The sequence below is a fragment of the Buttiauxella sp. A111 genome, assembly GCF_014189855.1.
GTDB lineage: Bacteria > Pseudomonadota > Gammaproteobacteria > Enterobacterales > Enterobacteriaceae > Buttiauxella > Buttiauxella selenatireducens.
In genome coordinates, this window is the sequence record NZ_BJFN01000001.1 from 1,180,555 (window position 1) to 1,194,247 (window position 13,693).

10 protein-coding genes, 6 tRNA genes and 1 other RNA gene are annotated in these 13,693 nt (G+C 47.5%); 9 read left to right on the forward strand and 8 right to left on the reverse strand.

What is annotated here, in order from left to right:
• Window positions 1–346 precede the first annotated feature (346 nt).
• A complete protein-coding gene (locus BSPA111_RS05355; RefSeq protein ID WP_183270119.1) occupies window positions 347–1,534 on the forward strand; it encodes a NupC/NupG family nucleoside CNT transporter in 1,188 nt (395 codons plus the stop codon).
• A 44-nt stretch (window positions 1,535–1,578) separates the two neighbouring features.
• On the opposite strand, the gene BSPA111_RS05360 is transcribed toward BSPA111_RS05355, so the two are convergent.
• From BSPA111_RS05360 to BSPA111_RS05375, 4 genes are all read right to left on the reverse strand, one after another.
• A complete protein-coding gene (locus tag BSPA111_RS05360; RefSeq protein WP_255459232.1) occupies window positions 1,579–3,219 on the reverse strand; it encodes a diguanylate cyclase in 1,641 nt (546 codons plus the stop codon).
• A 41-nt stretch (window positions 3,220–3,260) separates the two neighbouring features.
• The gene (locus BSPA111_RS05365; RefSeq protein WP_183270120.1) at window positions 3,261–5,453 is read right to left on the reverse strand and encodes an EAL domain-containing protein; all 2,193 of its coding nucleotides are present in this window, start codon (window positions 5,451–5,453) and stop codon (window positions 3,261–3,263) included.
• Between the two features lie 287 nt (window positions 5,454–5,740).
• Window positions 5,741–5,816: transfer RNA gene (locus BSPA111_RS05370), tRNA-Ala, on the reverse strand.
• A gap of 46 nt (window positions 5,817–5,862) precedes the next feature.
• Window positions 5,863–5,938: transfer RNA gene (locus tag BSPA111_RS05375), tRNA-Ala, on the reverse strand.
• Between the two features lie 222 nt (window positions 5,939–6,160).
• On the opposite strand from BSPA111_RS05375, the gene BSPA111_RS05380 reads away from it, so the two are divergent.
• On the forward strand, window positions 6,161–6,514 hold the full coding sequence (locus BSPA111_RS05380) for a YfeC-like transcriptional regulator (protein ID WP_183270121.1): 354 nt from the start codon (window positions 6,161–6,163) through the stop codon (window positions 6,512–6,514).
• A gap of 62 nt (window positions 6,515–6,576) precedes the next feature.
• Here the strand turns inward: BSPA111_RS05380 and gltX are convergent, their stop codons facing one another.
• Window positions 6,577–7,992, reverse strand: coding sequence for a glutamate--tRNA ligase (gene gltX, locus BSPA111_RS05385; protein WP_183270122.1), 1,416 nt, complete (start codon window positions 7,990–7,992; stop codon window positions 6,577–6,579).
• A gap of 260 nt (window positions 7,993–8,252) precedes the next feature.
• Here gltX and BSPA111_RS05390 point away from each other — a divergent pair.
• From BSPA111_RS05390 to BSPA111_RS05415, 6 genes are all read left to right on the forward strand, one after another.
• A tRNA-Val gene (locus BSPA111_RS05390) sits at window positions 8,253–8,328 on the forward strand.
• A gap of 43 nt (window positions 8,329–8,371) precedes the next feature.
• Window positions 8,372–8,447 (forward strand) — tRNA-Val (locus BSPA111_RS05395).
• 33 nt (window positions 8,448–8,480) lie between these two features.
• Window positions 8,481–8,556 (forward strand) — tRNA-Val (locus BSPA111_RS05400).
• Between the two features lie 3 nt (window positions 8,557–8,559).
• Window positions 8,560–8,635 (forward strand) — tRNA-Lys (locus BSPA111_RS05405).
• Between the two features lie 31 nt (window positions 8,636–8,666).
• Window positions 8,667–8,800, forward strand: a non-coding RNA gene (locus BSPA111_RS05410) — RtT sRNA.
• A gap of 131 nt (window positions 8,801–8,931) precedes the next feature.
• A complete protein-coding gene (locus tag BSPA111_RS05415) occupies window positions 8,932–9,276 on the forward strand; it encodes a FlxA-like family protein (protein ID WP_183270123.1) in 345 nt (114 codons plus the stop codon).
• On the opposite strand, the gene BSPA111_RS05420 is transcribed toward BSPA111_RS05415, so the two are convergent.
• On the reverse strand, window positions 9,267–10,202 hold the full coding sequence (locus tag BSPA111_RS05420) for a LysR family transcriptional regulator (protein WP_183270124.1): 936 nt from the start codon (window positions 10,200–10,202) through the stop codon (window positions 9,267–9,269). The genes BSPA111_RS05415 and BSPA111_RS05420 overlap by 10 nt on opposite strands.
• A gap of 90 nt (window positions 10,203–10,292) precedes the next feature.
• Between BSPA111_RS05420 and BSPA111_RS05425 the strand changes: the two genes are divergently transcribed.
• Window positions 10,293–11,285: a bile acid:sodium symporter family protein gene (locus BSPA111_RS05425; RefSeq protein WP_183270125.1), complete on the forward strand. Its 993-nt coding sequence runs from the start codon at window positions 10,293–10,295 to the stop codon at window positions 11,283–11,285.
• A 129-nt stretch (window positions 11,286–11,414) separates the two neighbouring features.
• Here BSPA111_RS05425 and BSPA111_RS05430 read toward each other — a convergent pair whose 3' ends face one another.
• Together BSPA111_RS05430 and ligA are read right to left on the reverse strand one after the other, a co-directional pair.
• A complete protein-coding gene (locus BSPA111_RS05430) occupies window positions 11,415–11,630 on the reverse strand; it encodes a DUF3820 family protein (RefSeq protein WP_034459012.1) in 216 nt (71 codons plus the stop codon).
• A 1-nt stretch (window position 11,631) separates the two neighbouring features.
• Window positions 11,632–13,650 carry an NAD-dependent DNA ligase LigA gene (gene ligA, locus BSPA111_RS05435; protein ID WP_183270126.1) on the reverse strand — a complete coding sequence of 673 codons (2,019 nt, stop codon included), beginning with the start codon at window positions 13,648–13,650 and terminating at the stop codon, window positions 11,632–11,634.
• Window positions 13,651–13,693: the final 43 nt, after the last annotated feature.

Consider the following 13,693-nt stretch of genomic DNA (forward strand, 5'->3'; position numbering starts at 1 on the left):
AGATATAGCCTTTGCTATGTTTCAAGCTAGCAAAAGTGAGAATGATTATCAAATTCATTTAAAAGAGATAAACTGATTTCTTCGATAGCTTGAAACGATGAGGGATTTTTAAGACGCCGATTGCCGATTAACAACGCACAATTAAGACAGCAACTATGATAAAGATATGTGCGTTGACGCAACTTTTACCTTCTTTACTTAACATAGCAGAAATGTATGGTTGATCACTAATTTTGAGTTTGGTCACATGTCATCACTATAGTGTGCGATTGCTCTCGTTTTCTTATTGCTTGTTTCATAGAATGTGCAACGAAATTAAACCTGCCTCATAATATTTGGAGCAAATATGTCCCGCGTTCTGCATTTTGTTTTAGCGCTTGCCGTGGTTGCGTTACTCGCTTTGTTGCTGAGTAGCAATCGTAAGCAGATCCGTATTCGCTTTATCGTTCAATTGTTAGTGATTGAACTTCTTCTCGCCTGGTTCTTCCTGAACTCAGAAGTGGGTCTGGGCTTTGTAAGAGGTTTCTCAGAAATGTTTGAGAAACTCCTGTCGTTCGCTAATGAAGGGACAAACTTTGTATTCGGTAAGATGAATGACGAAGGACTCGCCTTCTTCTTCCTGAAAGTACTCTGCCCAATCGTCTTTATCTCTGCGCTGATTGGTATTTTGCAGCACATTCGCGTACTGCCGATCGTCATCCGCTTTATCGGTACCCTTCTGTCTAAAGTGAATGGTATGGGTAAACTGGAATCCTTTAACGCCGTAAGTTCACTGATTTTGGGACAGTCAGAAAACTTTATCGCCTATAAGGATATTCTCGGCAAGATGTCCCGCAACCGCATGTACACCATGTCCGCTACGGCCATGTCTACCGTGTCCATGTCGATTGTCGGCGCATACATGACAATGCTCGAACCAAAATATGTGGTTGCAGCGCTGGTATTGAACATGTTCAGTACCTTCATCGTGTTATCTCTGATCAACCCGTACCGTGTTGAGGACAGCGAAGAAAACCTGCAGATGTCTAACCTGCACGAAGGTCAAAGCTTCTTCGAGATGCTCGGCGAATATATTCTGGCAGGTTTTAAAGTTGCGATTATCGTTGCGGCAATGCTGATTGGCTTTATTGCCTTGATCGCCGCGCTGAACGCACTGTTTGCAGCCATCTTCGGTATCTCCTTCCAGGGCATTCTGGGTTACATCTTCTACCCGGTAGCCTGGATCATGGGTGTTCCATCTCATGAAGCCTTGCAGGTTGGCAGTATCATGGCAACCAAACTGGTATCAAACGAATTCGTTGCGATGCTGGATCTGCAAAAACTGGCCGGTACGCTTTCCCCACGCGCGGAAGGTATCCTGTCTGTGTTCCTGGTTTCGTTTGCTAACTTCTCTTCTATCGGGATTATCGCTGGTGCGATTAAAGGCCTGAACGAAGAGCAAGGTAACGTGGTTTCTCGCTTTGGCCTGAAACTGGTTTACGGCGCAACGCTTGTGAGCATTTTGTCTGCATCTATTGCAGGTCTGTTCTTGTAATTCTCACGCTTCAAACAAAAACCGAGGCTTTTGCCTCGGTTTTTTTATGCCTCTAAATCTGCGTCATCCTGCCAACATACCTGATTTCGCCCGCGAGTTTTCGCCCGGTACATGCGCATATCAGCAAGGGTTTGGATTTGGTCAAGCGAACTCTCTGGATACTCGCTGTGAGAGGCCACTCCCAGCGATGCGGTAATCAGTAGCTTCAAGCCATTTTCGAGGATCAAGGCGGAAGATTCGAGCTCCCACTTAATTCTTGTCGCCACCCTAATTCCGGTCTTGAGATCGGAATTAGGCAGATAAACACAGAACTCCTCGCCACCAATGCGCCCCAGGACATCCTGGCTGCGTATGGCTTGCTGAATGCGACGTGTAGCGTGAATCAGCACATTATCGCCAACCAAATGCCCATACACATCGTTCACCTTTTTAAAGTAGTCGAGGTCCAATTGTACGAGTGTATAATCCACGTAGTTCGGGCTAAGTTGAGACGTTTTTGCGAAAAAGCCACGGCGATTGAGTGCCCCGGTTAAATCATCGTGAAGCGCATGGTGTTGCATTTCACGTTGTAAATTGCCCATATTCCGCACCAGACGGCAAATAATGCTGTGCGCCCCCAGCAGGAAAAACAGAAAAATCAAAAACATTGTGACAAGAAGCAGGCTGAATCGCCCAAACTCTTCATGCAGCCCCTGTCCCAGGGTTTGGGTGTTAACCAATATCGAATGCGTTCCTTTTAGCTTACCAAAAGTGATAAAGGTCAATCCCGAACGGAGAGTGCCACGCTTTTTTTCAGCCAGCATATTGAGAATGGTTTTTTTCTGTTCCGCGCTTAACTGAAGGTTATTTTCCGCGCCCACCGCTTTTGTCAGCGGTTTTAATTGTTCATCATACAATCGGTAGGCACTACGGCTCCCATCAGGTAATGAGGAGGCAAGAAACTGCTCGACCGATTGTCTATCAAATGCAATGCCTAATAATCCTATCCATTCACCACCAAAATCGACAGGAATGGCTGCGTTGATCAGCGCTTCATCGCTGTTAACAATATTTTGCCGCGTCCAGAAAGGTGCTCGCTTGGGATTCAAAAGCGGAGATGCCAATACGAAACTCCCCTGTTTTTCGAATGGGTTATAGCTATTAATCAGCAGTGAGTTAACTTTCTTCGATAAAGAGGCGATAAATTCACCTTCGCGCGAGATGTAATACAGATCAGCCAACAGTTCATTATCTCCCGTTGCTAGCGGGAAAAGCCCTCGGATTTTACGCAACCCATTGAGTTGTTGCCGCACCTCCAGAGACTTCTTGTCCTGAAACGCTTCCTCTTCGGTAACAGAATTGGGTAAAGGCAATTCACCTATCCACAACGGCTTTTGAATCGTATTTTCATTGAGTTCCCATGGTGTCACTGGGCTCCCCGGAAAGATCGGGTCATCCATCGCTTCAATAAAAATTCTTTTTAAATAGCGAAGGTTATCAACCTTGTATTGCGCTCTGCTTTCGAGACGTGCAATCACGCTTTCAAGATGGCCCAGCTGACTGGAGCGATAGCCCTGGTTAAAGAGTTGCCCTTGCTGCCAGAACAAAAAAGTGATCAGCACAAAAACAAAAATGAAAACCAGATGAATAACACGCAAGGTTTTTGCCATTGGCAGACGAAATCTATTCGCTAATGAAGTACTCACAATAAAGTCCTGTGATCATATGCTCGCAACATATTGCTACCTTAAAAAGTATGGACTGTATTAAGAGGCACGGGTTTGCCGATCAGGTAACCTTGCAAAAACTGTACACCCAGTTTATGCAATAGTGCCCGCTGTTCTTCGGTTTCAACAAACTCAGCAACGACACTCAGTTGCTTCGCATGGGCCATATCACATATAGATTTAACGATCAGGGGGTCAAGCGAGTCAGACGTGATGTCTTTGATGAAGCAACCATCAATCTTAATAATGTCCGCCTGAAGCCGTTTAAGCCTTTCGTAATTCGCATAGCCGGTGCCAAAGTCATCAATGGCAATTTTAAAGCCACTCTCACGCAGCAGCATGATGTTCTGCATGGAGATTTCTGACTCTGAAAATGCCTGTTCCTCAGTCACTTCAATAATCACACTGCGGGTTGGCACTTTAAATTCATTAAACAAGGAAACAATTTTCTGAGCGACATCTTTTTGCATCAACGTTAATGGCATGAGATTAACGGAGAAACGTGGCTGTTGGATAGTCTCTGGATGCTGCTGCAGGAAACGCACCAGTTTCTGCATGATTAGCATATCGAAGCGTGTGCTGAGGTTAAATTCAGTGATAATGGGAATAAAGTTATCAGGAGTAATAATTTTGCCATCTAATGATAAGCGAGTTAATATTTCGTAATACCCCTTCCCCTGCTCATCTAAAATAGGTTGCGCATAGAGGACAAAGGATTGTTCATCATTCAGTGCTCGTTTAATTTTTTGCAAAATTAACACGCGTTCAGTTGTCTGATCTGAAACATCTTCAATTCGGGTATCCAGACTGAGTACACGCTTCGTCGCACATGCCTGCTCAGAGAGATAGCTTAATTGCCCTAATGTACGGTGTAATTCAATAAGATCATTATCGATAACGCTATAAGATGCACTGTACTCAATTTCCAGCATAGTATTATGCCATTTTACTTGCTTGCTATTGAGTGTGTCGACTATATGGCCCAATCGATCAGCGGTATCCTGGCCATGTAAAAATATTAATAATTCACTTCCCGGCAATTGAAATACCTGTTCGCCTTGCTGCAAGAAAGGTTTTAATTGCCAGGTGATAATACGTTTGCATTCAATGCGCATCATGATGCCGTAGTGTCGGCTTAAAAACTCCAGATTAGACATGCGCAAGCAACACAAAGTCCCTTTGGGATAGCATTGCACATGGTGTTCCAGCGCACGTATATTTGGTAGTTGAGTTAAGGGGTCGGTAAGCGCTTGCGAACGATAAATACGTTTCATCCACTCGTTTTTCTTGAAAACCGTCGTCATATACACCATACAGACGTTAAACGTAATAAATACCGAGAGGATAAATGACAGGGCAAATTCGTTATTTACCCCATAAAGAAAACCGTCGTTATAGGTCAGTAGTAACCATGCAGAAGTAGCCCACATTAGCCCCATTAAACGCGGGCCAAAATGCCGAATGCCAAGCGTAAAGAGTACGAAGATGATGGGTACCAGATAACCTGAAACCTGTAGTATTCCCCAAGAGGAGCACAGTATCCATAGCATTGTTATCAGACAAAAGACCCAGGTATAAGTGTAATAACGACGCGGCCCAACAAAGTCACGCATTACACATCGGAGCCAGAATGCTCGGGCATAATTAGGATTAAGGAGCATCCTTAATGGGTAATAGAATAACGGGGTGAAAATGAGCGAGGCGGCAACTAAGCTTTGAAAATCGACTACCATAAAGATCAGAGAATTATCACCAAAGTAAGCCGCAATCCGAGCGGGGAAGTGGATATAATACCCGGAGATATACATCATCAACTTAATAATAAAAGGTGTAGCAAAACCTAGCCAAAATATCCTGACACCAATACCTTTATCTGCCAACCCATGTCGCCAGCGTGCACCAAGATTATAACGCGCCATCATACTGCATAGTGATATTGTCAATATCAGGCAAAAGACAAAGACCAACAGTGCAAACCAGGATATCTTTAAACAAAAAGAATATGCAGCGATTGAAGCTATTAATAGTGGAATAATAGCGACCCGGCCATAGATAAACACCATGGCGATCATGAAACTTATCGGAAGGTAAGCGAGATAAATCTGTTTACCTTCAATAACTGTCGAGGGGGAAATGTAACGAGAAAGAGGTACAAACAGAAGGCTTAAAACCAGTGCTGTGACGGATTTTTTTATCATTTTTTTGAAAGTCATAAGCCCTGACGTGATTATTCTGCTCTTGATTAGCAGTGTTATTCGGCGATGAATAATACGTTTATTTATTGCTCAAATCAAGTTTGCACAATATTTAACCCCTTTAATTTTCTTGATTTTTTATACATTCAAACAAAGAGAAACAGTTTGATATATCCCTGTTGAGAATAAATCGTATTCAATTTGCAGTGCACGAATACCGCTATATCGTGATTAATTTGGGAATTTTGGGGAGTTGGGTTGTTAAAACGAAAAAACCCCCGCCATCAGGCGAGGGTCTTATGTTTTGGTGGAGCTAAGCGGGATCGAACCGCTGACCTCTTGCATGCCATGCAAGCGCTCTCCCAGCTGAGCTATAGCCCCACGAATGGGTATGGTTTAAACGATTCAAATCTTGCTGGTAAAGATTTGGTGGAGCTAAGCGGGATCGAACCGCTGACCTCTTGCATGCCATGCAAGCGCTCTCCCAGCTGAGCTATAGCCCCGTACCGTGAAACCGTGTCGTATCGACGGGCGGCATCATATGAAACCCATTCGAGAGTGTCAACGGCAAATTCTTCTTCTGCGATCAATCGTCTAAAAAGCAAACAGCATGAGCAAAAGCAAATTGCATATCATCCCGTGGTAGTTAATCCTGTCACAGTTTCCAGTAAAATGATCCCATAAAATGAATCACTAATAACCCCTTTGGATTTAAGGAAAAATTTGTGCTCAAGGAACGTATGACCCCGGAAGAGCTGGCGATTATTACTGGTTATAGTCGCCAAACAATCAACAAATGGGTACGTAAAGAGAGTTGGCTCACTACGCAAAAACCGGGTGTTCAGGGAGGTAAAGCTCGCCTGATACATGTAGATGAACGAGTTCGCGATTTTATTAATAGTGCAAAGCGCGTTTCTGAGAAACACAGTAGCTACCATGTAAACGATACATCTCTGGAAGGCCTTCTGCTTAATTCGATGAAGCAGATGTCGTTAACGGAGCAAGAAAAGTTGTCAGCACTGCTTCTGCGTGAAGGAATTGCGGGGATTTTAAAACGTTTAGGTATTCGCGATGAGTAAGACAAGTATAAAAAAGCCGGCATAAGCCGGCTTTTTTGCACGTACTCTTTATAACGTATCCGTTACTGTTGCGCTTCGCGCTGGGCAATAAATTCCAGCGCCTGGTTGATACGCGCAATAGAACGTTGTTTACCAATCGCGTGAACCGTCACATCCAGACCAGGTGACTGCCCTGCCCCCGTTACCGCCACGCGCAATGGCATACCGACTTTTCCCATGCCCACTTCAAGTTCATCCGCTGTTGCCTGAATAGCGTTATGCACGTTTTCCGCAGTCCAGTCAGTTAACGCTGCCAGTTTGTCGCGTACGACTTCGAGTGGCTGACGTGCAACCGGACGCAGATGTTTCTTCGCAGCATCAGCATCAAACTCGCTGAAATCTTCATAGAAGTAGCGGCACGTTTCCGCCATCTCTTTCAGCGTTTTGCAGCGATCGCCAAGCAGTTTAACCAGTTCAGCCAGTTGCGGGCCATTACGGGTATCAATGTTTTGCTGCTCAATATGCCATTGCAGATGGGTCGCAACATATTCAGGAGCAAGATGATTAATGTAGTGGTGGTTCAGCCACTGCAATTTTTCGGTGTTAAATGCGCTGGCTGATTTGCTTACTGAATCTAACGTGAACAGTTTGATCATCTCTTCACGAGTAAAGATCTCCTGGTCGCCATGTGACCAGCCCAGGCGCACCAGATAGTTCAGTAAGGCTTCTGGCAGATAACCATCATCACGATATTGCATCACGCTGACTGCGCCGTGGCGTTTAGACAGTTTTTTACCGTCATCGCCATTAATCATAGAAACGTGTGCATAAACGGGAACCGGTGCATTCAACGCTTTCAGGATGTTTATCTGACGCGGCGTGTTGTTGATATGGTCTTCGCCACGAACGACATGCGTGATTTCCATATCCCAGTCATCGACAACGACACAGAAGTTATAGGTTGGAGAACCATCGGTACGGCGAATGATCAGATCGTCGAGTTCCTGGTTGCTAAATTCGATTGGCCCACGGATCTGGTCGTCGAAAATAACAGAACCTTCTTGTGGGTTGGCAAAACGCACAACACAAGGTTCATCTGCCGCGTGGTGTTCGTGGCCATGACGGCAGCGACCGTCATAGCGCGGCTTATCACCGTTCGCCATTTGTTCTTCACGCAGTGCTTCAAGGCGTTCTTTAGAGCAGTAGCATTTATACGCGGTTCCCGCTTCCAGCATGTCATCGATAACCGCGTTGTAGCGATCAAAGCGTTTAGTCTGGTAGTACGGACCTTCGTCCCATTCAAGGCTCAACCAATTCATGCCATCCATAATGGCTTCGATAGCTTCTGGAGTTGAGCGCTCAAGGTCAGTGTCTTCTATACGCAGCACAAACTCGCCGCCGTGGTTACGAGCAAAGAGCCATGAGTAAAGAGCAGTACGAGCACCACCAACGTGCAAATAGCCAGTTGGGCTTGGCGCAAAGCGAGTTTTGATTTTCATTGAACGGCCTTAATTACGCAAAAGTACCGGGAAACCGGCAAATGCCAGGGAATAAAGAGTGGGCAACATTCTACCACTGTGTGCTGATTCCTCAATGTCGATACCTTTAGTTGTCAGCAATCCACATATTCTGGTGACAAATCAATCACCAATGGATAATCCCTGATCGCATTGTTTATTTTTACGACGAACAAACAAAATCTTTAGAAAAGGCGTTGACTCATTTTCAACTCTCCCTATAATGCGACTCCACACAGCGGGGGTGATTAGCTCAGTTGGTAGAGCACCTCCTTTACACGGAGGGGGTCGGCGGTTCGAGCCCGTCATCACCCACCATTCATTAGTGAGTGATACCGCAGTGTAGTAAGAGATAAGATTTGGGTGATTAGCTCAGTTGGTAGAGCACCTCCTTTACACGGAGGGGGTCGGCGGTTCGAGCCCGTCATCACCCACCATTATCTACTCTTGCAATAGCAGTACCGAAGTTTGGGTGATTAGCTCAGTTGGTAGAGCACCTCCTTTACACGGAGGGGGTCGGCGGTTCGAGCCCGTCATCACCCACCATTCGGGTCGTTAGCTCAGTTGGTAGAGCAGTTGACTTTTAATCAATTGGTCGCAGGTTCGAATCCTGCACGACCCACCAATGTAGAAAGGCGCCCTAAAGGCGCCTTTTTGCTATGCGCGATTCGGGCGGGATTTGAACCTGCTGCAGGTTCGAGTTAAGCGCAGCGAAACAGCGTTGCCGCTTGCGGCGGCGACCCGAAGGGCGAGTCTCAGAATGAGACGAGTCATCCTGCACGACCCACCAATGTAAAAAGGTGCCTTTTGCTATGCGCGATTTCTCAATACCTCCGGAAACGGCAGGTTGCCTGCTTTAACCCTCAAGATTTATCTCTGTCAGGCCGATATCTGTATCAGGCATTCTTACAAGGTTTCAACATGAGCAGCACAATTACTACCTCAACCCCCTCTCTGCAGACCAGTACAGCGTCATCAGCAAGCCCAGCGGGCAATGATCTGGCTTCGCAAATTACTCGCATCACGCAGCAGATCATCAAACTCACGCAACAAGCTAAAGAGATTGCTGACGGCAGCGGTACCGCCGAAGAAAAGCAAAAGCAGCAAGAGTTAATTCAGTCGCAAATTAATATGCTGCAGGCACAACTAGCACAGTTGCAACAACAGCAAGCGGAACAAGCCCAGCAAAAACAGGAGCAGTCGCAATCGAGAGTGGAAGGTGTGAATAAACCGTCAGAATCCAACCAGATTGATATCTACATCTGATCATGATTAAAAAGTGGGTCGCCCAGGCGAGCAGCAGTTAACTGCTGCGCCTGTTGGCCTACAACCTGCCAGATAGCCTCTGCCGCACGTGAAAGCGAACGATTCTTGCGGCGCACCAACATTAATTGTCGATCCACGACGGGGACAAGTGGCCGGACAACAAGCGGGCGACCCTGAGGCAATGGCAATGCTAGCGCGGGGAGAACGCTAATACCGATTCCCGCTTCAACCATCGGAAAAAGCGTGGCTGGGTGGCCAATCTGCTGCACGATATTTGCCTCAATCCCCTGACGCATTAGCGCACCATCAATCAATGGGCGGCTTCCTGATGCATAATCCTGTAACACCAAATTTGCCCCCTGCAATGCTTGCCAGGAAACCTGCGCCTGAGTCGCAAAGGGATGGTCATTACGGCAAAGCAATAAAAAAGGCTCCGACAGCACCGCTTCGCAATCCAAATCACTTGCCTGAATGGGGTCAATAACCATGCCAAAATCGACCTCGCCCTGGCGGATACTTTGCAACACCCACTGTTGAGGACGGTCATGAAGAACAAAACGGATAGCGGGATATTCCAGTGCTGCGGCCGCGATAGATTGCGGCATTAAATGAGCGGAAATAGTCTGGCTTGCAGCAACACGCACCGTACCGCTTAGCTGATGACCGACACTGCGTGTATCCAACAATGTACTGGTCAGTTCTTCAAGCAACCGTTCTAGCCGCGCCGCCAGTTGCTGGCCCGCTTCCGTCAGCACAACTTCACGCGTGGTGCGATCCAACAGTTTTACGCCGATTTCACTTTCCAGCTCTTTCACGCTGTGGCTGACTGCTGATTGGCTGAGACCAATTTGCTCCCCTGCCCGGCTAAAACTTCCGGCATGAGCCACAGCGACAAACACCTTTAACTGACGCAGAGAATAATTCATCTATTTAATTCATCAATTCATTCAATAAATCAATTTTATTTCTAAAACCAATAAAAGCACAATAGCCCCTCAACAGCTTGAGGAATGAAAATGAAAATCTTTCGCGTGCTCGACCCTTTCACGCTGACGCTAATTTTTACCGTATTGTTGGCGTCTTTCTTTCCCGCTCAGGGCAGTTTTGTTGGCTTCTTTGAAGGACTCACAACGGCAGCGATTGCACTGCTCTTCTTTATGCATGGCGCCAAGCTTTCCCGTGAAGCGATCATTGCTGGTAGCAGCCACTGGCGGCTGCACTTATGGGTAATGTGCAGCACCTTTGTTCTCTTCCCTGTATTGGGTGTTTTATTTGCCTGGTGGGCACCGATCAATGTCAGCCCTGAAATTTACACCGGCTTTTTGTACCTTTGCATCCTGCCTGCCACCGTGCAATCAGCCATTGCATTCACCTCTCTTGCCGGTGGAAATGTCGCCGCCGCCGTGTGCGCAGCATCTGCTTCAAGCCTGCTCGGTATTTTCCTCTCGCCACTGCTAGTTGGCATGGTGATGCATGTCCATGGTGCAAGCGGAAGCCTACAGCAAGTCGGCAGCATCATGTTGCAGCTACTGGTCCCATTTGTTGCCGGGCATCTTTCTCGCCCATGGATTGGCGAGTGGGTTGCACGCCATAAAAAATGGATTGGTAAAACAGACCAGACGTCAATTCTATTGGTCATCTACACGGCGTTTAGCGAGGCGGTCAGACATGGGATTTGGCACAAAGTCGGTTTAGGTTCACTGCTGTTTATCGTGGTGGTCAGTCTTGTCATGCTGGTGATCATCATTAGCATCAATATGTTCGTCGCCAGACGCCTGGGCTTTAGTAAAGCGGATGAAATTACTATCGTGTTCTGCGGTTCGAAAAAGAGCCTGGCGAACGGTATTCCGATGGCGAACATTCTGTTCCCTGTGGCTACCGTGGGGATGATGGTGCTACCACTGATGATCTTCCATCAGTTACAGTTGATGATTTGCGCAGTGCTCGCTCGTCGTTATCAGCAAGAAACAAAAGTGGCAGCCAAAGCTGCCACTGAAAATACACAATAAAATATACCCAAAATAATTCGAGTTGCATGAAGGCGGCGACGCAGTAAATCCCCTGGAGCTTACTCCAGTAAGTGACTGGGGTGAGCGAGGAAAGCCAACGCACATGCAGCTTGAAGTATGACGGGTAAATTAATGCCGCTTGAGGGGCTTCACCAGCCCCTCCAGTCCTTCTGTTTTAATCAGCAATGTAAGCCTCATCAACTCACCCAGATGGCCCTGTGGAAACTCATCTTTGCGAGCAAACCACAGCAGATACTCTTCCGGCACATCGATCAGCACGCGGCCTTTGTACTTGCCGAATGGCATTACGGTATTGGCTATCTCAATAAGCTGTTCTTTATCCATCTCATTCACCCAATAAGCGAATCATTTCAGCTTCATCAATGACATCAATGCCCAGCTCCTGAGCTTTAGCAAGCTTAGAACCCGCCGCTTCGCCCGCAATCAACAGATCCGTTTTCTTCGACACACTACCCGCAACTTTCGCGCCTAACGCCACCAAACGGGCTTTCGCATCGTCTCGAGACATAATGCTGAGCGAACCTGTCAGCACTACCGTTTTACCGGCAAATGGGCTGTCGATTTCCTCGGCTTTAATTATTACGGGAGCCGGCCAGTGAACGCCCGCCTCTTCTGTCAATTGACGGATGACTTCACGGTTGCTCTCTTCGGCAAAGAAGTTAAATGTGTGTGTGGCAACCACAATGCCGACATCAGGGACTTTTTGCAGTTCTTCAATACTTGCGGCAGAAAGAGCATCCAACGAACCAAAATGCGCCGCTAAACTCGCAGCTGTCGCTTCGCCTACCTCACGGATACCGAGCGCATACAAGAAACGAGCAAAGGTGGTTTCTTTCGCTTTTTCCAGCGCATCAACGACGTTTTGCGCGGATTTTGGCCCCATGCGATCAAGCCCTGTGAGTTTACCGGGAGTAAGCGTAAACAGGTCGGCTGGGGTGTGGACGTACTCTTTCTCAACCAGTTGGTCGATTATCTTATCGCCCATTCCGTCAACGTCCAGCGCACGGCGAGACACAAAGTGTTTGAGGGCTTCTTTGCGTTGAGCGCCGCAAATCAGGCCGCCAGTACAACGCGCAACCGCTTCACCTTCTACACGCTCAACGTCAGAGCCACACACCGGACAATGCGTTGGGAAAACAATCTCGGTGGTGTTGTCAGGACGCTCAGATTCCACCACGCCGACAACCTGTGGGATAACGTCACCCGCGCGACGAATCACCACGCGGTCGCCAATCCTTAAGCCCAAACGCTCAATTTCATCGGCATTATGCAGCGTCGCATTACTGACCAGCACACCTGCGACCTGAACAGGTTCAAGGCGCGCCACTGGGGTAATAGCGCCCGTGCGTCCAACCTGAAACTCGACATCACGAACAAACGTCATCTGTTCCTGGGCCGGGAATTTAAACGCCACTGCCCATCGAGGTGCTCGTGCAACAAAGCCGAGCGTTTCTTGTAGCGCAAGCGAATCCACTTTGATAACCACACCGTCGATATCAAAACCTAATGATGGGCGATCGTTTTCAACCTGATGATAAAACGCCAACACTTCTTCTGCTGTATTGCAAAGACGAATGCGGTCGCTGACCGGCAATCCCCACTCTTTAAATTGCTGCAAACGTGCATGGTGGCTGGCAGGCAACTCACCGCCTTCAAGCAGGCCAACACCATAACAGAAGAAAGTTAACGGGCGTTTGGCTGTGATACGTGGATCGAGCTGGCGTAACGAACCCGCCGCAGCGTTGCGAGGGTTGGCAAAAATTTTCCCGCCAGTGCGACGTGCTTCATCATTAATTTTTTCAAAACCTGCCTGCGGCAGGAACACTTCTCCGCGCACCTCCAGGCGGCGGGGAATATTTTCACCACGTAATTTAAGCGGGATAGCGCGGATAGTACGCACGTTGGCCGTGATATTTTCGCCCGTTGTACCGTCGCCGCGAGTGGCGGCACGAATCAGCACACCATCTTCATAGAGCAGGCTCACGGCCAGGCCATCCAGCTTCAGCTCGCAACAAAACGTGACAGCCTCAGTACTTTTCAGACGGTCCTGAACACGTTTGTTAAATGCAAGATAGCTCGCTTCATCAAAGACGTTATCCAGCGAAAGCATCGGGACTTCGTGGCGAACCTGAGTAAATTCACTGAGTGGAGCGGCACCGACGCGCTGAGTAGGAGAATCAGAAGTGATTAACTCAGGGTGCGCCTCTTCTAAACTGCGCAATTCCCCCATCATGCGGTCATATTCCGCATCCGGAATTTCTGGGTTATCCAGTACATGATAGAGGTATTCATGATGGCGAAGCGTGGTTCGCAGTTGAGTAATGTGTTGTTCGATTGTGTCCATATCGCACCATCAATATAAAAAACCCCCGACATGCGGGGGTTTA